Origin of the sequence: Streptomyces sp. NPDC091282 (assembly GCF_044757385.1) — a bacterium.
Classification (GTDB): domain Bacteria; phylum Actinomycetota; class Actinomycetes; order Streptomycetales; family Streptomycetaceae; genus Streptomyces; species Streptomyces gramineus.
Genome location: NZ_JBIVUX010000004.1, coordinates 700,072 through 720,886, shown reverse-complemented (window position 1 = coordinate 720,886; position 20,815 = coordinate 700,072). Strand labels below are relative to the sequence as shown.

Sequence of the window (20,815 nt, the reverse complement as noted above, 5' to 3'; positions counted from 1 at the left end):
GCCGAGGCGCACCGGCCCGGCCCGTCCTCGGGTTCGGGCCTCCCCCGGGCCTCCCGCGGTGCCGTGCCGGGGCCCGGGCCCGCCCCCCGCGGGGGGCCGCCGGCGGGTCGCGGTCCGTGGCCGCTGGTCAGCTCTCGCCCACCGCCACCTTGCGGCCGCGGTCCTCGGGCCCGGTGCGGTGCATCACCGTCGTACCCCAGCGGCGGGGTTCGCGGCGCGCGTCGGCGTACAGATGGCGGACGTGGTTGAGCACCGAGAAGCGCGGTTCGTCACCGCCGAGGCCTTCCGGCCGTACCAGGCCGTAGGTCACCAGGGTGAAGACGATGACGGCGGCGTCGGCGCCGGAGGTCCCGACGACGGTCGCCGCCTCGGCCACCGACCAGCTGCGGTGGTCGCGGGCGACGGCGGCGATGAAGGACACCCCGGCCGGGCTGAGCCGGCCCAGGGTGCGGCGCAGCCGGACCATCAGGTCGCGCGAGGAGTCGGCGGTCATGGGCGGCGCGGTCAGGCCGAACGGGCTGCGTTCCACCTCGGACAGCAGCTCGGGCAGGGCGCGGACGAGGGTCCAGCGGCCGGCGAACTCCAGCGCCCGGGGCAGTCCGTCGAGGCGCCGGCAGAGTTCGGCGACGACCGCGGCGTCGGTGTCGTCCAGCCGGAACAGGGGGTTGCCGGCGCGGATGTGCGCGCACAGCAGCCGCACGGACGGCACCTGGGCCAGCAGCTCCGGGTCCGACTCGGTGCCGGGGGCGGGCACCGGCAGCGGTGCGAGGCGCAGGATCTGCTCACCCGGCACGCCGCACGGCGCGCAGGCGGTGACCAGGACGCGCAGCCGCGGATGGGCGCGCATCAGCGCGACGAGCCGGCCGGCGCCGTCCGCGGTCTCGGCGTCGTCCAGCACCAGGACGGTCGTCTCCCCCGGTGCGCGGTCGGAGAGTTCGGCGACGGGGATCTCCTCGCCGCGGGCCCGCCACAGCACCCGGGTGCCGTCGGCCGCGACCCGTCGCACGGCCTCGGCGGCCAGGTGCGACTTGCCGACCCCTCCTATGCCGACGACCGACACCAGCCGCCCGTTCGGCTGCGCCAACAGGGCGGTGAGGGCGGCGACTTCGGTGTCCCGGCCGATCAGCGGGCTCCGGACGAGCCACGGCGTGGGGCCGCAGCCGCCTTCCCCGGAGTGGTCGGCGCTGCCGGGCCGGTGCCGGGCCGCCTCCAGCAGCGTCTCGCGCTGGGCGGAGCCGAGCCGCAGTCCGTCCGCGAGCAGCCGGATCGTGTCCAGCCGGGGGGAGTGGACCTTGCCCTGCTCCAGGTTGCGTATGGCGCGCACGCTCACGGTGGTGAGGTCCGCGAGGTGCCGCTGGGTGAGTCCGGCGCGCCGGCGGTGGTCTCTCAGCAGGACGCCGAGGTCCTGCCGGTTGCGGATGTCGTTCATGACTTGCTCCGGTGGGCCGTTCCGAGGTGCTGGTGGAACCGGTGGGCGGGACGCCTCCGAGGGGGTCCGCCCGCTGCCGCTGCGCGGTGCTGTCGCGGGACATCGCCGGTGGCTGCCGGGTGCCCGCCGAACGCCGACGCGGCGGGGCCGGGCACCTGCGGCGGCCTCCCGGCCCTGCCGCGTCGGAGCCCGGCCCCCGCCGGCGCGTCGTCAGCTCCAGGGATTGGTGTTGTCCGTGGAGGGGCCGTCGTCGGCCTGTACGGTCGCCGTCCGCTGCGGGTGCGGCGCGGTCTCGGCCGCCACCGCGCCCAGGAGGGCGGCGGCCGCGGTGATGGCGACGACGGCGGCCCTCATGGGCTTCAGGACCGCTGCGAGGTTGCTGTTCATGGTGGCTTCCTTCCTGTCCCTCGGCCCGCTGCCGGGCCTCTGGAAAGAAAGCTAGGAGTCGCTGCAATCACGTCACTTTGACGCCGCTATCCCTCCCGGATAGCCGTCGTGGCCTGCGGATTCTCCCGTGCGCGGCTACCCGGCGGAGGCTCCTCGCGAGGCCGTGAAAGAGGGGAGGGCGGCCTGCGCGGCGTAGGTCACCTCCTGCTCCCACAGGTGCCAGCAGACGTGCTCGAGACCGCGTTTGAGATAGCGCCGGTAGGTGCTGAAGGACAGCGCGAGTTCCCGTGCCACCGCCTGCTGGGTGCTGCCTCCCTTGACGTAGGTCGCCCACACCGCCGCGCGCTGTCCCTTCGCCCGGGGGTCCTGGTCGATGGACTCGATGGCCCGTACGACGAGCCGGCGCAGGTTCTCCTCCGGGTCCCCGGAGCGCCGGGCGACGGACGCGGCGTGCAGGAGCGGGTTGCCGGCCAGCCGCTCGCGCTGGTGCCAGTCGCGCAGCACGTCGTGGACGGCCCGGTCGAAGGCCGCCCGGGACAGGACGGCCGTGCGCGGCGGCCCGGTGATGCCCGGTGCGCGCAGTCCGAACAGCACACGGTCGTCGAGCAGATCGCACCATTCGCTCATTCCAGTGGTCCCCCAGTCGTGTCCGAAGAGCGTGACTCTCTGTGCGGCGAGTTGCGGCTCGCTGGGCAGTCGACGGAAGTCGGCGTACTCCAGCAGGTGGTCGGGGCCGTCGCCGCCGCGGGCGTGGAAGGTCCAGGCCAGCCGGTCCTGTACGTGCAGCTCGCGGGTGACGCGGGCGAGCATGCCGGCGGAGGCGGCCACGAGGTCGTGCGGGCGGCGGCGCAGCAGGGTGAACCGCACCAGGTTGACCCGTTCCCCGGGGCGCAGTTCGCGGTGCGACTCGACGTGCTCGCGGACGACGGCGACCACCGGGTCGATGGCGGTCTCCACCGCGTCCCACCGGTCGAAGTTCAGCAGGCCCAGTACGCCGACGAGTTCGCCGGTGCGGGCGCTGCGGTAGAGCCGGAAGCCGCGTGGCCTGCGGTGCAGCCAGAAGTCGACGGCGGCCACGCCCTGCGGGCCGAGGCGTTCGTGGGCGAGGTCGCGGACGGCGGGCAGGTCCTCGGCGTCGCAGGTGGTCTCGTACACCGGCTCGGCCCCGGACCCGGTCCGCTCGTCGCGGCCGGGCCCGGTCAGGCGCCGGCCGCGGGCCTGGATGTGGTTGAAGGCCCGCGCTCCGCAGAGCGAGACGGGCTCGGGGCGGGTGCGGATCAGTGTCTGGAGGTGGGCGCGCAGCGCCTTGTGCAGGGAGAGGTAGGCGTCGGGTGCGCGCCAGCCGAGGTCGCGGTCCAGGGCCTCGGCGACCACGGGCAGCAGCCGCAGTCCGGAGCGGGCGGTGGTGACGTAGGGCCGGCGGCGCAGCCAGTCGAAGACCTCGTGGGCCTGTTCCGGCAGGAAGGCCCGCAGCAGGTCCTCGGTGGTCTCGGGGACGTGCGCGCAGATCTCCAGGGCCTGGCGGTGCGGGGCGGAGGGGACGGGGCCGACCACCCGGTCCAGCAGTTCGGCGACGGCCTCGGGCGCGGGCTGCCAGTCGTCCCCGTGCGGCGTGTCCGGGTCCAGGGCGGCGAGCCGCAGGGCGAGGGGGTGGCCGGCGGCGAAGGCCAGCCGGGCGGTGCGGGCGGTGACGCGGCCGGGCACGGCGTCCTGGAGCAGGCGCCCCGACTCGGCGCGGGACAGGCGGTCCAGGCGTCCGACGCTCAGGGTGTCGGCCCAGGCCGGGTCGGTGCGCCAGCGCAGTCCGGGCGGCTCGCGGCCGGCGAGCACGATCAGCGAGCCGGGCGGCAGGCCGATGAGATAGCGGTCCCGGAACCAGTCCTCCAGCGGGCCGAGCCGGTCGGCGCCGTCCACGAGGAGTACCGGCCGTCCGGTGCGCGGGACGTCCGCGGCGGCGGTGAACGCCTCCTCGGTGGGGTCGGTGCGTGCCGCGTCCACCTCGACGACGTGCCGTCCCCGCCGCCGGGCCTCGACGGCGAACCGGCGCAGCAGCTGGGTCTTGCCGATGCCGCCGGGGCCGTGCAGGGCCAGTACGGGGACGGTGCCGGGGGGCCGGTCCAGCGCGGCGCGGAACCGGGCCAGTTCGCTCTCCCGGCCGACGAAGCGGCGCAGAAACGTCTCTTCTCTGTCCCGTGCGGGGGCGTCGGGGGCCTGCCGCCGGGGCGCCGGAGCGCTGTGCGGGTTCATGTGGGGACTGCTACCTCTGGTCGGGTGCGCTCCTCGGCACGTGCACGGTCGCGGTGTCGGCGTCACCGGCCCTCGGCGGCGTCACCGGCGGCCACCCGGGCGAGCAGTCCGGTGGCCCGCTCCTCCTCCTCGGCCATGCCGAGCCGGCCGAAGACCTCCAGGGCGTCGGTGAGCAGCCCGCCGGCCTTCGCGGTGTCCTCGCCGCGCAGGCTCAGGTCGGCGAGGTCGACGCGGACCGAGGCGGCGCCGGCCTGGTCGAGGATGCCCTCGCGGACGGCCAGCGCGCGGTTGAAGTACGAGACGGCCTGGGTGAGTTCGCCGAGACGGGCGTGGACCCGGCCGAGGTCGTGCAGGAGGTATCCCTCACCGATGACGTCGCCGTCGTCACGGACCATGCTGAGGCTCTCGGTGAACACCTTGCGGGCGTCGCCGGGCTGCCCGCGGTGCAGGTGCAGCTGGCCCGCGCGCTGGAGCACCCGGGCCTGCCCGCCGAGATAGCCGAGGTCGCGCCAGATCTCCAGCGCCTCGTCGAGTTCGGCCTCCACCCGGCCCACGTCGCCCCGCCTCAGCAGGATGACCGCGCGCTGGACTAGGACGGAGGCGCGGGCCCAGGGGTCGTCGTCGCCGAAGTGCCGCTCGGCCTGCTCGAACAGGTCCATCGCGGCGGTGTCGTGGCCGGCCAGCCGTTCCAGCAGGCCGAGATCGCGGCGGCACAGCCCGAGCCCCTTGGTGTGGCCGAGCTCCTCGAAGAGGCCGACGGCGGTGGTCAGCGACAGCCGGGCCTCGGGCAGGTTGCGGCGGTTGAGGTGCAGCGAACCCAGCGAGGCCTGCAGGGCGGCCTGGCCGAGCAGGTTGCCGCTGCGGCGTACCGCGGTCAGCGCCTTGCGGTGGGTGCGGGCCCAGTGGTCGAGATAGCCTCGGGTCTCGAAGAACGGGGCGAGGTTGACGGCCAGTTCCCAGGCGTAGCCGTCCTCGCCCTCCTGGGCGAGGCTCTCCACGGTCAGGCTGAGGTTCTCGCGTTCGGTGTCGAGCCATTCCAGGGGGCGGCCGAGGACGGTGCCGACGTGGTCGGCGGGCGGGCTCCAGCGGACGGCGGGCCCGTCGAAGTAGCGGGTGCCGAGGACCCGCAGCTGCGCCTCGCAGACCAGCGCGAGCCAGGCACCGCCCACCCGGCGGATCGCGGCCCGCCGTTCGGTCTCGTCCGACTCGGCGGCCAGCCGGTCCCGGGCGAACAGCCGGATGATGTCGTGGAAGCCGTAGCGCAGCTCCCCGGTGGCGTCGACGCCGGCGACGTCCAGCATCTGCACGTCGACGAGGGGTTCCATGAGGTCGGACGGGTACGGGTAGGCGTCCGGGGCGTCGAGCAGGGGGCCGCCGATCCAGCTGGGGAAGGTGGAGCCCTTGGTGAGGCTGAGCAGGCGCAGCAGGGTGCGGTCCCTCTCGGCCAGTCCGTCGTAGGTGAGGGCCAGGCTGGCCCGGACGGTCATCTCGCCGTGGGTCAGTTCGTCCAGGCGGCGGCGTTCGTCGGCGAGCCGCTGCACCATCGAGGCGAGCGGCCAGTGCGGGCGGGCGGCCAGCCGGGCGGCGATGATGCGCAGGGCGAGCGGCAGTCCGCCGACGGCGGCGGCCAGCGCCCTGGCGGCTTCGGGTTCGCCGCCGACGCGGTCGGCGCCGACGACGTTGCCGATGAGTTCCAGCGAACCCCGCTCGTCCAGGATGTCGAGCGTGACCCGGTGGGCGCCGGGGAGCGCGGTGAGCCGGGCCCTGCTGGTGACGAGCACCCCGCAGGAGCGGCCGCCGGGCAGCAGCGGGAAGATCTGCTCCTCGCCGACGGCGTCGTCGAGGACGACCAGGATGCGGCGGGCGGCGAGCATGCTGCGGTAGATCTCGCCCCGCTCCTCCAGGGAGTCCGGGATGGCGGGACCGGGCAGCCCGAGGGCGCGCAGGAACCGGCCGAGGACCTCGCGGGGGTCGACGGGATCGGCCCGGCCGCCGCGCAGCTGGCAGTAGAGCTGGCCGTCGGGGAAGTGGGACTCGGCGAGCCGGTGCGCGACCCGGGCCGCGAAGGTGCTCTTGCCGATGCCGGAGCGGCCGGTGACGACGACGATGCCCGGCGCCCGGTCCGGCGAGGTGTTCGTGAGGACGCCCTCGGCCTCGGCGACGAGCTGCCCGTGACCGACGAAGTCTGCTGTGTCGACGGGGAGTTGGCGGGGGACGGCGGCGCGGGCCAGGGTGTGGCCGTCCTCGTCGGGGACCGCGTCGGGCCCGAGGTCCGGTGCGGGCGCGCCGAGCGGCTGCCCGGTGCCGCGCAGGTCGGCGGCGGGCGTGCGCTCCAGCCGCAGGGAGGGGTCCTCGGTCAGGACGGCCTGCTCCAGCCGGCGCAGGTCCTCGCCGGGCTGGAGGCCCAGTTCGTCCATGAGCAGGGCGCGGCCCTCCCGGTAGGACTCCAGGGCCTCGGCCTGCCGGCCGGAGCGGTACAGGGCGAGCATCAGCTGTCCGCGGAACCGTTCCCGTAAGGGGTTGTCGCCCACCAGCCGGGCTATCTCGGCGGTCAGCTGATGATGGCGGCCGAGCGAGAGTTCCAGCTCGATGAACGACTCGGTGGCCGCGAGGCGTTCCTCGTCGATGTGCTCGGCGACCCGGGCGAGCGCGTCGCTGGGGATGCCGTTCAGGCAGGGGCCGCGCCACATGCCGACGGCCGCGCGCAGCAGGGCGGCGGCCTCGGCGGTGCGGCCCCCGCCGCCGAGCGCGGCCGCCTCGGCCACGGTGCGCCGGAAGACGTTCAGGTCGAGCGCCTCGTCGTCGATCTGGAGGACGTAGCCGGGCGGCCGGGTCTCGATGGCGGCCTCGACGGCGGCGGCCGCCAGGGTCTTGCGCATCCGGGACACGCAGATCTGCACCTGGGTGCGGGCGGTCTCCGGGGGGTCCTCGGCCCAGAGCAGCCGGATGAGGTGGTCGCAGTTCTGGAGCCGTCCGCTCTCCAGGAGCAGGGCGGCGAGGACGACCTGCTGCCTGCCCGCCGTGACCGGCACCGTGCCCTGGCCGCGGTCGAACACCTTCAGCTCGCCCAGCACTTGAAAGGTGAATCCCACTGCCCGGTCACGCGACTCGAGGTGCACTCCGGCCATGAATCCTCCCCATCACACACAGCAGGCCACAGCGCGCCTGGCCGCAAAGTCTACGGCCCAAACCCGGCTGCCCATCGGCCTGAGCAGTAGCTGAACAGCGCTGACCAGGAGGTGGATCAGGGCTCCCGTCAGGGCGGTGACGTGACCGGCCCGCCGCACCCCGGGCCGCCGCCGGGGTGCTCCCCCCTCCCCCGGGTGGCCAGTGGTGACCAGCATCCGAGCAGCGGGTGACCAGGCCACCGGGACGGGAAACCGCGGTGATAGCGGAAGGACAGCGGACGGCCGGACGATCGCCCGGTGGGAGCCGTCGGCGCCGCCACGCCCGTCCACCGAGAGCGAGAGGTCGGTCATCCAGTCATGAACAGCGACAACTTCCCTGTACCCGCAGCCGGTTCGAAGGTGACGGCAGCCGGGGTGAAGCATGTGATGCTCACCTACCACTACCTGGACATCGGGGACATCGACGGGTACGCCTCCCTGACGGAGCAGGACGTCACGCTGGACCACCCCGGCGCGCCGCCGCACCGGGGCCGGGACGCGGTGCTCAGCGCGCACGCCGCGCAGGCGACGCTGCTGCGGCGGCACGAGCTGGACACGGTCGTGGCCGACGAGGGCCGGGTGGTGGTGCTCGGCCGGGTGGTGGACCAGGAACCGGGCGCGGCCCGGCGGGCGGCGTACGGCCTGGACTTCGCGGACGTGTTCACCCTCTCCGGGCAGACCCTGATCCGGGCGTGCAGGCGCTACTACTACGCGCCCCCGCCGGGCGCCCTGCCGGCGCACCCGCAGGACCCCGAGGCACGGTGATCCACCGACCGGCGCTCCTCGGCCGGTGGATCCGGCGACCGCCGCCGCGCACGGGCGTGAAGAGGTACGGGGCGCGGCGGCCGGTTTGCTGATGGCGTTACGGTACGAGCGGTGCCGTTCCCGAGTCGGGTCCGCCCGCAGGGCGGCAGGGAAGAAGAAGTCGTTTTCCCCTTCGGGCGGGAAATGGGTGCCCTTTCGGGGGACTTCACCGCCGTTTTCCTGAATCGTCATCGGAGACCGGTGCCCCGGCGGGGAACCGCTCCCCCGCCCGGTCGGCCGGAGAGCCGCGGGAGCGTACGGGGAAGCCGGCGGAACGCCGCCGCGGGGGCGCGTGCGCCGGGTTGGCCGGGCGCCCGGGACCGGGCCGTGCAGGAGTCCGCCGTCCGCGCCGTACGGCGGAGGACTCCCCATGCCGCGCCCCTCCGTGAGTCCTGTTTTCCGCTCCGGCCGCGAGTGTTCGCCGCCCGCGGCCTTCTGTATTTCTCAGTATGGGGTCGAATCCGGCCAGATGACAGTCACGCGATCGCGTTACACGCGGGCAATGGAGGAGGCCCGCGGGGACCGGACCCGCGCGCGGCGCGACGAGGTGAATCGGCAGGTGGGAGCAGTCGCGGAGAGAAGAGCCGGGCGGCGCGCGGGCGGTGCCGGAGCGCGGTGCGGCGGAATTCCGTCCGGCGAAAGCGATTTCGGCCGGGGGCGGTGTCCGGCACGGCCCGCACCGGGCCCTTCAGGGGGAAAATGAATTCCCCCGGTGCCGGACCCGGCGAGCGCGGAGCAGAGGATCACCGTAGGGAAAAACCCGGACCGCGCCCGGCGGAACGACACCCTCCGGATCCATTGACCCGGCCCGGTGCCGCCGCCGCTTTTTCGGCCGACCCCTCCGGCCGCGGTCCCGTTCACCGCGGATCTTCCGATTTCATGCCCCATGCGCCCCGTACGCGCCTCGGGAGGGCGCGCGGGAAGCCCCGGCCGCATGCCGGGGCGGAGGCATTCAAGAACTCGCGCGAGGGACATCGGCACCGCGCAGGGCGACCGCCGGCGGCCGTCGAGGCTGCATTCGACCAATTCTTTTCCAGGCCGACATGACCGTTGGCCGATTCGCGATCGGCAACGCTCGGACCGGCCGCCCGGGGAACGCCTCCGGCCGGACGATCCACGCCGGGAGGGCACGGTCGCGGGAGACCTTCTCACGACAACGATGCCACTACGCGCATAGAGCCGTGTGCGGAAGGTCACGTGACGTTGGAGAAAACCATGCCCGATCTACTCCGGATTCTTCATCAACTGTGCAAATACTGAACGAATGAACGAGCAGATGCCGTCACCGGGCTCACCTTTCATCGACGAGGACGACATCCTCGTCTACGGATGGATCGTCGACGGGGGCAGCGGGCGGGCCGACCAGGCGGCCGCAGAGCTCGGACTCCCGCAGGAGAGAGCCGCCGCCGCGCTGAAGCGGCTGGCCTCCCTCGGTCTCGTGCGATCCGTGCGGGACGCTCCGGACGAGGTCGTGGTCGTGGACCCCGACGCCGTGACCGCCGCACTGACCGCGCCGCTGCGGGCCTCCATCCGCCACCAGGAAGAGCAACTCGACCTCGTCCACGGGAAGATAGACCGCCTGCGGGACCACTTCTTCGCCGGCCGCACCGGCAACCGCGACTTCACCGTCGAGGTGATCCCCACGATGGAGGAGGTCAGGGCCGCCCTGAACCGGGCGTCGGCCGAGTGCCAGGAGGAAGTGGTCAGCAGCCAGCCCGGCGGCAGCGGGCGGGTCCCGGAGGCGATGGAGGAGGCCCTGGGCCGCGACCACGCCCTGCTCTCCCGGAACGTGCGCATGCGCACCCTCTACCACCACACGGCCCGCTTCAACGGCCCCAGCCAGGCGTACGTGGCGGCGGCGACGGCGCTCGGCGCCGAGTACCGGACCTCGCACGAACTCTTCGGGCGCGTCATCATCTACGACAAGAGCCTCGCCTTCCTGCCCGAACGGACCGGAAGCTGGGGCGGGGTCGCGGTGCGCGAACCCACCATCGTGGGCTATCTCCACGACATCTTCGAGCAGTACTGGATCCGGGCCACCCCGTTCTCCGACGCCGCCCAGGACGGCCTGGAACAGGTGGCCAAGGAGATCCACCAGACCATCGTGGCCCTGCTCGCCGCGGGGCTGAAGGACGAGTCGATAGCCCGCCGTCTCGGCATGTCGCTGCGCACCGCCCGCCGGCACATCGCCGACATCATGGAGGCGCTCGGCGCGGACAGCCGCTTCCAGGCCGGCGTGCTCGCCGCCCGCGCCCGGCTGACGGACCCTCAGCAGGCCGGGAACGGCAAGGAATAAGTGACTTGCGCGGGCCGACCCGGTAGTCCATAGTCACGATCATCGCGGGTGTCGGCGCCGACTCGACGGCACCTGCAGGACGGTCGCCGCCGGATCCCGCGTCGCGTGCCGCCGGTCCGTCCACGCCCTCCACCGCTCGTGCCCAGGGACCGCCGGGGCCGAGCGTCGGCCTCCCGTCCACGCAGTCGTCGCCCGCGCGTCCCCGGCGGTGGCGACAGGGCGGTGCGGTCCCGTAGTTCCTCCGCGTCACGGCCGCGGACACACCACGGATCACGAGCGCTCACCGGATCCGGCCCCCACCGCGTCGGCGGAGCGCTGCCCCCCGCCGGGGGATCCCCCGCAGTGCCTCCGCGCGCCCCGGATCAGGAGATGTGCATGGACGCAGCAGCGGCCTTCCGGGCCGACCTGGAGACCTTCGTCGCCGACATGGCGTTGACGTTCACCACCCACGGCGGCCGCAGCGCGGCGGTGGTCTGGCCGCGCGGCGAGGACACCGTCGTCCTCGCCCTGGCCGCGGCCCACGGGCGGCCCGGCGCGGCCGGGCGGCACCCGGCGCTCGACTTCGCCGAACGCCTCGGCACGCTCGTCGGCCGCGGGACCCGCGCCGCCTACACCACGGTCGCGGCCGGGGACGGCGTCGAGGAGACCCCGGTCGCCGCCGACACCTTCCTTCTTCAGCTGCGCGGGGCGGTCGAGGCGCGCCTCACCCCGCTCGGGACGGACTGGCCCGCCGGGGTCGGCCCGCTGCGGCACCGGCTCCGGGCGGGCGAGGTCCTCTACCTCCCGGCCGGGTTCAACCGGGCGCTGTCCGCGCGGAGTCAGGCGCTCGTGCTGGAGCTGACCCTCTCGCCGCGGGAGCCGGACCGGGTGGCGACGAACCGCAGTTCGCTGGTGTAGCGGGCGCCGGAGGCGTCCGGCAGCCACAGCCGGTCCGGTCCGGGATGCATCTCCGTCAGGGTGACGGCGGCGCCCGGTCCCTCCGGCACCGCGCGGAGCGTCCTGGCCATCAGGTCGACCAGCGCGAGACTGCCGAAGTCCCCTGCCATCGGCTTGAGTTCCTGCGGCACCCGGTAGAACACCCGCTCCGGCAGTCCCCGTTCAGACCGCCACCGGCGGGCGGCGGCGAACCGGGCGGCCTCGTCGGTCTCGTGGACCCATTCCAGCCCGGCCATCGGCACCGACCAGGACTCCCGGGCCACCACCAGCCGGCCGACGGTCACCCGGGGCCGGTGCGGTGCCGGCGCGAACGGGCTGAACGCGCCGGCCACCGCCGCGCTCAGGAACTCGCCGAGCGCCTCCGCCAGCGCGATGCGCGTGCCGTCGCCGACGCGTACCACCAGCCCCTCGCCCTCCCGGTGGACCAGCAGCCCGCCCGCGGGCAGCGGTGTCCCCGGCACCTCGGCCGAGTCCTGCCCCTCCGCCCACGACCAGTAGCGGTACTCCGGCGACAGCAGCGCTGACGGCGGCGCCAGCCGGGAGCTGACGAACAGCGAGTCCTTCGGCGGCACGGCGTACACCCGGCGGCCCGCGTGATCGGCCTCCGCCGCCCGCAGCAGCCGCTCCGGTTCGGGGTGCCGGTCGACGAAGGCGCGGCCCTCCACGGTGTTGGTGGCCACGTGCAGTTCGCCGAGGACGCCCTCCCAGTCGCCGGCCGCGACCGCCTCGGGTCCCGTCGCCGCGATCATCAGGTCGGGGCAGTGGTGCGTCGCGGCCGCCCAGGGCAGCGGTCCGGCCGGGAACTCCCGCGCCACGGCCGCGGCGAGCGAGGCGGCGTCCACCGTGCAGCGGGGAGCGTCGGGCAGCGGCAGCACCCGGCGCCACCGCTCCTGGAACTCCGCCACGGCCCGCTCGACGGGCGGGGGCACGCTGCGGTGGCCGGTGGACAGCCGGTCGGCCGCCAGCGCCACCAGCCAGGCCAGCGGGACGCCCGTCCTGCCGGTGCGCCGGGTCTCGCGGTCGTACAGCGCCTCGAACAGCTGCCGGTAGCCGTCGGCGACCCGTCGTACGAGCCAGTCGGCGCTGTCCAGGAGCAGGCCGAGCGGTGCGGCCAGCTCCGACAGCAGCGAGGGGCCGAGGCCGACCTCGACGTCGCGGGCGGTGTCCTCGTAGACCAGGGTGCGGCCGGCGTAGTCGGCGCCCGCGCGGCGGGTCGCGTCCCGGGTGGTGATCTCCTCGAACGCACCGCGCAGCGCGGTCAGCGCCGAGTCCAGCCGGTCCGGGTCGCCGGCCGCCGCGGCGACGTCCTCCCGGAGCCGCTCCAGCCGGTCCACCGGTGCGAGGACGCGGGCCCGCACCTCCGGGTCGCCGATCCGGGCCAGCGTGCGGCGCAGGGTGCGCTCCGGGCGGGCCTCGACGGGGCCGGTGAGGTCGAGGCGGAGGACGCCCTCGTCGTGCAGTCGTACCAGGACCGGAAGGGCGGCCCGGGGTCCGCCGGGGGCGGCGGCGGAGACCTCGGCGGTGGTGCGCCGGCCGTCGCACAGGTCCAGCAGGGCCAGTTCGGCGTCGGTGAGTTCGCGCGGCGGGCGGCGCGGGCGCAGCAGGGTGCGTCCCTGCCGGGCGTGCGAGGTGACCGGGCGCGGCACCAGCCAGGGCAGCACGCCGGGCGTGCGGGCCACGGCGGCGGCCAGGGCGTCCACGGCCCAGTTCTCGAAGAAGGTGTGCCGCTCGGAGGTGAGCGCCGGGCCCGGACGGACCGTCAGCGGTTCGCCGCCTTCGGTGCAGCGGGCCCAGCCGACGGGCCCGAACCAGCCGATGGTGTCGTTCTTCAGGGTGTAGCGCTGGAGGTAGGAGGCGACCACACGTTCGTCGCGGCGGCCCCGCGCGTTGCGCGGCCCGCCCTTGGCCGCCCTGTCCAGATGGTGGTGGACCACGGCCTGGTTCTGCCAGAGCACGGCCTCCCGGAAGCCGGGCGACCCGGCCGTGCGGGCCACCCCGGCGCGCAGGTCGTCGACGGCCAGGTCGTAGGCGTGCCGGTAGCCGGCCGCGGCCGTGGGGTCGCCGCCGGCCGCGAGATCGGCCGCGGCGGCGAGGGCGGGACTGGCGAGGGCCGCGAGATCGGAGGCGGGGAAACCGGCGCCGCGCAGCATCACGTCGCGCCACACGGACCAGCCGGTCGAGCCCAGCGGGGCGAGGTGCCCGGGGTGCGCGGGCGGGGGTTCCCCGGCCCGGGAGGCCAGCTCGGTGCGTTCCCGTCCGGTGGCGGCCGACCGCAGCCGGGCCTCGAACACCCAGTCCGTGACGGGGTTGCCGCGGCTCCACAGCAGCCGCCCGCCGGCCAGGGCGTCGCCGCGCCCGGCCAGTCCGGCGTGCCAGGCGCGGAACTCCGGGGACCGCCACAGGGCGAGCGGGACGTGCCGGTCGGCGCCCTCGCGGCGGTCGCCGGGGCCGGCCAGGTCCAGGGCCGCCGCGACGGCGCCGGGCAGGTCGTGGGCGACCGGGACGGAGAGCAGCTCCGCGAAGTGCAGCAGGTACTCGTTGCGCTGGGCGTCGGGCGGCGAGCCGAGCACCGCCCGCCCGCGGTCGTGCCAGGCACCCCACTTCACGTTGGTGACCAGGCCGGGCAGGGTGGCCAGGTCGCGGGGGACGTAGAAGAGGATGGCGTCGGCCGCGTGCATCGCCGCCTCCTCCCAGGCGACCTGCTGCGGATACGGCGGTTCGGACCCGCCCTCGGGAGCCTCGGGCAGGAAGACGGCGAGCCGGCCGTCGCCGGTCCAGTGCTCGTGCAGCAGGCGTTCGGCGCGGGGTCGCCAGGACTCCAGGGCGGGGTCCCGGGGCGTGGGCCCGCACAGGTAGAGGGACACGGACCAGTGCTCGGGCCAGGGCTCGCCTACGTGGACCACGGTGACGTCGCCGGACACGGGGGCTCCTCTCGGAAGAGCGGAAGACGGGAAGCGGGACGGGGGCGGGGCGGAACGGGGAGGAAGCGGGGAGGTGATCGAGCCGGGGTCCCGGGCGGCGCGGTGCGGGCGCCGCCCGGGACCGCTCAGTCCCGGCCGCCCGCGGCGGGGGTGGCCTGGTCGGCGAGGGCCCGCATGTCGGGCAGGTCGAAGACGTCCTCCACCTCCAGATGAAAGCCCTCGGCACGCACGAGTGCGGTCAGCCGGAGCGCGGTGAGGGAGTTGCCGCCCAGGTCGAAGAAGTTCTCCTGGCCGCCGACCGCCCGGTGGAAGATCTTCTCGGCCGCGGCGAGCACCGCGCCCAGCGCCGGGTCGGGCGCCCCGCCCGTGGCCCCGGCGCCGCGCACGTCCGCCGTGCCGGGGTCGTCGTCGGAGGCGGTGGCGGTGGCGGCACCCGGACCGGGGTCGGGCACCGGCCCGCCGGCCGGTCCGTGCGTCCCGGCGGCCGCGGCCTCGCAGGCGGTCCGCACGGCGAGCCGGTCGGTCTTGCCGTTGGTCAGCCGCGGCAGGGCGTCCAGGACGACGAGTTCGGCGGGCAGCATCGCCTCCGGGACCTCGGCCTCCAGTCCGCGCCGGGCGTCCGCCGGGTCGAAGGAGGCGGACCCGGCCACCGTGACGGCGGCGGCCAGCCGTACCCGCTCGGGATCGTCGGCGTCCAGCACCACGGCGACGGCCTCGCGGACGCCGGGCAGGGCCAGCAGCCGCTGCTCCAGTTCGCCGGGTTCCACGCGGTGGCCGCGGATCTTCACCTGGTCGTCGTCGCGTCCCCGGAAGTACAGGCGCCCGTCCGGGCCCGAGCACACCAGGTCACCGGTGCGGTAGGCGCGCGCCCCGCCGGCCGTGGCCGCGGGGACGAACCGCCGCCGGGTCGCCTCGGGGCGGTTCAGGTAGCCGGCCGCCACCGAGTCGCCGATGACGAGCAGTTCGCCGACGACGCCCTCGGGGACGTCGTTCCCGTGCGGGTCGGTCACCAGCACCCCGCTGTTGGGCAGCGGCCGGCCCAGGGGCACGTCCTCGCCCTCGTCGCCGCGGACCACGTGGTAGGTGGCCCACACGGTCGCCTCGGTGGGGCCGTACATGTTGACGAAGACGGTGTCCGGGTAGGCCGCGCGCAGCCGTCGCAGGAGCAGGCCGGGCAGCCGTTCGCCGCCGAGCAGCCAGTAGCGCGGCGCGACGTCCCAGCGGCCCAGCGAGTGGCCCAGCTCCCGCGCGGTCAGCAGTTGGCCGGCGCGGGCGGGCGTGCACTGGCGGTGCTCGAACGGGCGCCGGTCGGCGGGGTTCTCGCGCGCGTCGGGCGAGCGGAGCTGGACGTGCCGGCCGTGCGTCAGCGGCCAGAACATCTCGACGTAGGAGATGTCGAACGACGGCGAGGTCTCGGCCAGCCAGTCCCCCTGCGCCGCGCCGGGCAGGGCCAGTGTCATCGCCCGCAGGAACCCGGCCAGGTTGTGGTGGGTGACGGTCACGCCCTTGGGGCGGCCCGTGGTGCCCGAGGTGTACATCAGATAGGCGGGCTCGTCCGGTCCGGGACGGCCGCCGGGGGTCGCGGTACCGCCGTCCGGCCGCGGGGGCAGCGCGTCGGTGGTGAGGACGTCCCGTTCGGGCGTCCCGGCCAGGAAGGGGGCGCCGGCCGTGCCGGGGCCGCACACCACCAGCGCGGACGCCGAGTCGGCGAGCACGAACCGGTTGCGTTCGGCGGGGCCCCGTGGGTCCACCGGCACGTAGCACAGGCCTTCCTGCCAGAGCGCCAGCGCGGTCGCCACCTGCCAGACGTCGTGGCCGCAGGCGGCGGCGACCCGGGCGCCACGGGGCAGCTCCCGGGACCGCAGCGCGGCCCGCACCCGGACCACGGCGTCCGTCAACTCGTCGTAGCTCCAGGCGTGTTCGCCGTCGCTGACGGCCGGGGCGCCGGGTGCGAGGGCGGCGGCGCGCTCGACGAGTTCGACGACGGAGGGCGCCGGTGCGCCGGCCGTCGGCGGGTGGCCGCCGAGGCGCCGCCGCACCTCGGCGGTGGTCGCGGTGTCCAGCAGCGCGAAGTCCCCCACCCGCAGCTCGGGCCGCGCGGGCAGCTCGGTCAGGGCCTGCACGACGGCCGAGGCGAGCTGCGGGGCGGGCGGCCAGGGGACGAGCCCGCTGCGCCAGTCGAAGAGGATCAGTCCGTCCTCGGGGCCGAGCACCACCTCGACGTTGAGCGGGGCGCCGGGCTCCGCGGACCGCCGGGCGGCCGTCGCGCGCTCGTCGGTGCCGGGCGGCAGGGACCCGTCCCGGAAGGCGAGCACCAGGTCGGCGTAGGCACGGTTGCCGGGCCGTCCGGGGCGGGCGACGCCGTCCGCCGCCGCGAGGTCGCCGACGGACGCGAACTTCCGGCCGTGCAGGGCCAGCGACTCGGCGCGGACCCGTTCGACGAGGTCGCCGAAGGTGTCGGCGGCCGAGCAGGGGACCGTGGTGGGCACGACGTTGAGGTAGAGGCCGACGGCGTCGAAGCCGACCGCCCGCAGATCGCGCAGGGTCATCGGCACGCCGACGACGGGGGTGCGGTCCGGCGCCAGCCGGTGCAGCGCGGCCAGGACGGCCGCGTGCGCCACCGAGACCGCGGAGGCGCGGGCCCGCCGGGCGGTCCGCCGCAGCGCGGCGACCGTCCCGGGTGCCAGCCGCACCGCGTGGTGCGCGCGCTGACGGGGGTCCCCGCCGGGACGGCTCAGCAGGGGCGCGTCCGCCGCGTCGGAGCCGGCCGGCCGGGGCGGCTCCGGGTCGTGCGGGCGCGGCGGCAGTTCCCTGCGGGACGCGTCCAGCAGCGCCTCCTGGGCGCGCCGGTAGTGGTCCTGGTCGTCCTCGGGGACGGCGTCGGGGTGGGCGAGGAAGCGGCGCAGCGCCCGGCCGACGAGCAGCACGGAGTGCTCGTCGACGAGGGCGTGGTGAACGCGCAGGGCCAGCACCGGGACGCTGCCGCGCAGGTCCAGACGGGCCGTCAGCAGGACGGGACCGAACGGTTCGAGGCCGTCGGCGTCCGCGTCCTCGTCGCCGAGGGTGACCCGGACGGTCTCCTCGGGCAGGTCGTCGTAGCCGCGCAGCTCCTGCACCAGCCGCTCGGGGGTGTCGTGGAAGCGGACGCGCAGGGCCGCGGCCGAGCGCAGCAGGGCGGTCCAGGCCCGCTGGACCTCGGCGAGGCCGGCCACGGCCGCCGCTGCGTCGGTCCCCTCGCCGTCCAGCGGGATGCGGACGGGCAGGGTGCCGACGCGGTGCCGGTCGGAGAGCAGCGAGGCGATCAGCTGGGCCGCCTGGTGCGGGGTCGCCTCCAGCGTGGGTGCCGGCCGCGGGGCGGAGTTCATCGGGTCTCCTCGCCGGCCGCCGTGCCGCCGAGCACGGAGCCGATCAGTCGGTGGGCCAGGTCCAGCCGCTCTCCGCGGGACAGCGGCGCGAGCGCGGGCCACAGCAGGTCCAGGGCACCGCTCCGGCCGGGGCCGCCGGAGAAGGGCTCGGTGGCGGCGGGCGCGGGCTCGGTGGCGGCGGGCGCGGCGGCCGGGTCCGCGGTCGCGGTGGACTCCGGCGCGGGTGCCGTGCCCCGTCCCCGCTCGGCCAGTTCCGTCAGGCGGCGCTGGTCGACCTTGCCGCTGGCGTTGTACGGGAGAGCGTCCAGGTGGTGGATCGTCAGGTGCCGCAGCTGTGCCGGCAGGGCCGCGCGGATCGCGTCGCCGGTCGGGTCCGGTGCCGTGCCCGGGGCGAGGGTGACGAACAGGTGCAGCCGGGGCCCGGCGGCCGAGCCGGCCGTGAGCGCCACCGCCTGCTCGACGCCGGGCCTGCGCAGGGCGACCGCCTCGGCCTCGCCGAGTTCGAAGCGCACCCCGGCCAGCTTGAACTGCCGGTCCCGGCGCCCCGAGTAGTGCAGCCGGCCGGCGCTGTCGAGATGGACGACGTCCCCGGTGCGGTACACGACCGCGCCGTCCTCGGCGTGCGGGTCGGCGACGAAGCGGGCGGCGGTCTGCCGGGGCGCGTGCGCGTAGCCGGCGGCCACACCGTCCCCGCCGACCCACAGTTCGCCCTGCTCGCCCGGTGCGGCGAGGGCGCCGTCGAGGGTGACCACACGGGTGTAGCCGTACGGCAGGGCGCGGCCGATCGGGGGCAGCCCGGTGCCGCCGGGGTCGACCCAGCCGGCCGTGGCCACCACCGTCGTCTCGGTCGGCCCGTACATGTTGAGCACCTCGAACGGCACGTCCTCGGGGAGCGCGTGCAGCCGGTCACCGCCGGTGGAGATGCGGTCGAGCCGGCTGCCGGCCGGCTTCGGCACCCGGGCGAGGAGTTCGGCGATGGGGGTGGAGACGAAGGCGTACTCGACTCCGGTCTCGGCGAACCAGCCCGCGAGGCGCTGCGGGTCGGCGCGGATCCCGGCGGGCGCGAACCGGAGGCGCGCGCCGGCGTACAGCCCGGACCACACCTCGAACGCGGAGGCGTCGAAGGCCGCGTTGGCGAGCTGGCCGACCACCGTGTCGGGGCCGAGCCGCAGTTCGCGCACGGCCCAGTCGGCGAGCCGGTCCAGGGCGGGCCGTGGCACCATCACGCCCTTGGGCTCGCCGGTGCTTCCGGAGGTGAACATGACGTAGGCGGGGGCCGCGCTGCCGGTGTCCGGCGGGGTGTCCGGTTCGGCGGGGGCCGCGGGCCACTCGTCGACGAGGCCGGCCCAGTCCACCAGGCGGGGCGCGGTGTCGGACCCGTCGAGGGCGGCGGCGCGCTCGGCGGGGACGCCGGGCAGCCGGACGACGGTGGTGCAACGGGCCTGGGCGACCATGGAGGCGAGGCGTTCGTCGGGCTGTCCCGCCTCCAGGGGGACGTAGGTGCCGCCGGCGTGCAGGACGGCATAGGCGCAGGCGAAGAAGTCCGGGGAGGCCGTCCCGAGGAGGCCGACGACCTCGCCGGGCCGTTCCAGGAGCCTGCGGGCGGCCTCGCCCCAGGCCGCGAGGAGGCCGTAGGTGATCCGGCGTTCGCCGTCGTCGAGGGCGACCGCGTCCGGGTCGGCGGCGGCACGCGCGGTCACCCGGGCGACGAGCGCCGGGGCCGGCTCGGTCCGCCGTTCGGGCAGCAACTGCACCCAGGTGCGCAGCCATTCCAGGGTCCCGGTCCACAGCGCCCACAGGTCGTCGCGGCCGACCGCGCCGTCCTGGGCCTCCATCAGCAGTTCGACGCGGGTGTCGTCGCCGGTGCCGGAGGTCACGGCCACCACGTTGACGGGGAACTTGGCGGCGCCGTTGAAGACGCCGAGCTGGACGCGGGCGGTGGCGCCGGCCAGTTCGACCTCGCGCTCGACCTGCTGGTGCATGCTGAACGCGGCCCGCACCACGGCTCCGTCGCCGCGGCCGTCGGTGCCGCCGACGGCCTGGACGACGTCGGCGAGGGGCACGGCGGAGCGGTCCATCGCCTCGCGCAGGGCGCCGCGGGTGCGGCGCAGGGTGGCCTCGGGCAGCTCGCCGGGGCGCCGTTCGACGACCACGGGGACCGTGGACACGAACATGCCGACGGTGTCCTCGTGGCCGGGCGGGCGGTTCTCGACGGCGCTGCCGAGGACGGCGGCGCCGACCCCCTCGTACTGGGTGAGTGCCTGGGAGAACGCCGTGAACAGGGCGGTGAACAGGGAGACCGACGCCTTGCGGGCGCCCTCCCTGACCTCGCGCAGCAGGGCGGGCGGCACCGGCAGCCGCAGGAAGGTGTCCCGGCCGGTGGTGGGGTGGCCGCCGTCCAGGATGCGGCCGGCGGCCTTCGCGGCGCGCTCGGCGACCTGGCGGACGTCGGCGGGGTCGGCGGGGGTCTGGGCCGCGGCGTAGCCGAAGTAGCGGGTGTCGGGTGTCCCGGTGTCCTCGTGGAGGCCGGTGATGAGGGCGACGAAGGACTTGCCGTCGTGGATCAGGTGGTGCTCGGTGTGCACCAGCACCGCGCGGCCGTCGGGGAAACGGGCCAGCACCCAGCGCAGCAGCGGGCCGGTCCGCAGGTCGAAGGGGCGGTCGGCGCCGCTGAGGCGGACGAGTTCCTCCGGGGAGATGTCCGCGTCCGGGAGGTCCACGACGGTGAGGTCGGTCTCGGCGTCGGTGACGTCGGCGGCGGGCACCACCTGCCAGGGTTCGCCGTCGTCGAAGACCAGCCGGGTGCGCAGCACCGGGTGGCGGCGCAGCAGGCCGCGCAGCAGCCCGCGCAGGGCGGCGGGGCGGGGCACCTCGGTGAAGTGGAACAGGGCGTGGAAGACGTAGCGGGAGGAGTCCGGGTCGAGCAGCGACTGGTACCAGATCACCCGCTGCTGCCAGGTGAGCGGTGCCCGGTCGGCGGGGGCGGCCTCGGCGGGGCCCGCGGCCGGGTCGGTGCGGGGGCGGTCGGCGAGGTCGTCCAGGAGGTGCCGCACGCTGGAGGCGTTGAGCAGTTCGTGGGCCCCGACGTCCAGGCCGTGGGCGCGGCGCATCCGCACGGTGAGCTGGGCGGCGTCCAGGGAGCTGCCGCCCATGGCCGCGAACGAGGTGTCGAGCGGTTCCCCGGGGGCGAGGCCGAGGGCCTGCCGTACGTCGTCGGCCAGGCTCTCCACGACGGCGTCGGCCGTGTTCGTTGTCATGCGTCG

Annotated in this window: 10 protein-coding genes; 3 read left to right on the top strand and 7 right to left on the bottom strand. The window is 75.6% G+C overall.

What is annotated here, in order from left to right:
• Positions 1–127: 127 nt before the first annotated feature.
• The 4 genes from ACIQOE_RS22080 to ACIQOE_RS22065 all read right to left on the bottom strand — a co-directional run bounded on the left by ACIQOE_RS22080 (position 128) and on the right by ACIQOE_RS22065 (position 7,191).
• A complete protein-coding gene (locus ACIQOE_RS22080; RefSeq protein ID WP_401413132.1) occupies positions 128–1,429 on the bottom strand; it encodes a helix-turn-helix domain-containing protein in 1,302 nt (433 codons plus the stop codon).
• Positions 1,430–1,639: 210 nt separating this feature from the next.
• Entirely contained in the window at positions 1,640–1,816 is a 177-nt protein-coding gene (locus ACIQOE_RS22075) for a hypothetical protein (RefSeq protein WP_401413130.1), read from the bottom strand.
• A gap of 135 nt (positions 1,817–1,951) precedes the next feature.
• Entirely contained in the window at positions 1,952–4,063 is a 2,112-nt protein-coding gene (locus ACIQOE_RS22070) for an AAA family ATPase (protein WP_401413128.1), read from the bottom strand.
• 62 nt (positions 4,064–4,125) lie between these two features.
• On the bottom strand, positions 4,126–7,191 hold the full coding sequence (locus ACIQOE_RS22065) for a BTAD domain-containing putative transcriptional regulator (protein WP_401413126.1): 3,066 nt from the start codon (positions 7,189–7,191) through the stop codon (positions 4,126–4,128).
• 357 nt (positions 7,192–7,548) lie between these two features.
• Here ACIQOE_RS22065 and ACIQOE_RS22060 point away from each other — a divergent pair, with 357 nt between their 5' ends.
• From ACIQOE_RS22060 to ACIQOE_RS22050, 3 genes are all read left to right on the top strand, one after another.
• On the top strand, positions 7,549–7,995 hold the full coding sequence (locus ACIQOE_RS22060) for a nuclear transport factor 2 family protein (RefSeq protein WP_399010899.1): 447 nt from the start codon (positions 7,549–7,551) through the stop codon (positions 7,993–7,995).
• A 1,303-nt stretch (positions 7,996–9,298) separates the two neighbouring features.
• The gene (locus ACIQOE_RS22055; protein ID WP_362642385.1) at positions 9,299–10,330 is read left to right on the top strand and encodes a helix-turn-helix transcriptional regulator; all 1,032 of its coding nucleotides are present in this window, start codon (positions 9,299–9,301) and stop codon (positions 10,328–10,330) included.
• Positions 10,331–10,705: 375 nt separating this feature from the next.
• Positions 10,706–11,227: a hypothetical protein gene (locus tag ACIQOE_RS22050; protein WP_351322823.1), complete on the top strand. Its 522-nt coding sequence runs from the start codon at positions 10,706–10,708 to the stop codon at positions 11,225–11,227.
• On the opposite strand, the gene ACIQOE_RS22045 is transcribed toward ACIQOE_RS22050, so the two are convergent.
• From ACIQOE_RS22045 to ACIQOE_RS22035, 3 genes are all read right to left on the bottom strand, one after another.
• Complete coding sequence (locus ACIQOE_RS22045) at positions 11,149–14,187, bottom strand: lantibiotic dehydratase (protein WP_401413123.1); 3,039 nt, start codon at positions 14,185–14,187, stop codon at positions 11,149–11,151. The two genes, ACIQOE_RS22050 and ACIQOE_RS22045, sit on opposite strands and share 79 nt — an antisense overlap.
• Before the next feature lie 125 nt (positions 14,188–14,312).
• Positions 14,313–17,552 (bottom strand): amino acid adenylation domain-containing protein, encoded by a 3,240-nt coding sequence (locus tag ACIQOE_RS22040; protein WP_401413121.1) that lies wholly within the window; start codon positions 17,550–17,552, stop codon positions 14,313–14,315.
• A complete protein-coding gene (locus ACIQOE_RS22035; protein WP_401413119.1) occupies positions 17,549–20,809 on the bottom strand; it encodes an AMP-binding protein in 3,261 nt (1,086 codons plus the stop codon). Before ACIQOE_RS22035 ends, ACIQOE_RS22040 begins: the two co-directional genes overlap by 4 nt.
• Between the last annotated feature and the right edge of the window lie 6 nt (positions 20,810–20,815).

Excerpts from the sequence above, each read along its gene's own strand:
- ACIQOE_RS22080 (WP_401413132.1), bottom strand. The coding sequence starts at position 1,429 with ATGAACGACATCCGCAACCGGCAGGACCTCGGCGTCCTGCTGAGAGAC.
- ACIQOE_RS22075 (WP_401413130.1), bottom strand. The coding sequence starts at position 1,816 with ATGAACAGCAACCTCGCAGCGGTCCTGAAGCCCATGAGGGCCGCCGTC.
- ACIQOE_RS22070 (WP_401413128.1), bottom strand. The coding sequence starts at position 4,063 with ATGAACCCGCACAGCGCTCCGGCGCCCCGGCGGCAGGCCCCCGACGCC.
- ACIQOE_RS22065 (WP_401413126.1), bottom strand. The coding sequence starts at position 7,191 with ATGGCCGGAGTGCACCTCGAGTCGCGTGACCGGGCAGTGGGATTCACC.
- ACIQOE_RS22060 (WP_399010899.1), top strand. The coding sequence starts at position 7,549 with ATGAACAGCGACAACTTCCCTGTACCCGCAGCCGGTTCGAAGGTGACG.
- ACIQOE_RS22055 (WP_362642385.1), top strand. The coding sequence starts at position 9,299 with ATGAACGAGCAGATGCCGTCACCGGGCTCACCTTTCATCGACGAGGAC.
- ACIQOE_RS22050 (WP_351322823.1), top strand. The coding sequence starts at position 10,706 with ATGGACGCAGCAGCGGCCTTCCGGGCCGACCTGGAGACCTTCGTCGCC.
- ACIQOE_RS22040 (WP_401413121.1), bottom strand. The coding sequence starts at position 17,552 with ATGAACTCCGCCCCGCGGCCGGCACCCACGCTGGAGGCGACCCCGCAC.
- ACIQOE_RS22035 (WP_401413119.1), bottom strand. The coding sequence starts at position 20,809 with ATGACAACGAACACGGCCGACGCCGTCGTGGAGAGCCTGGCCGACGAC.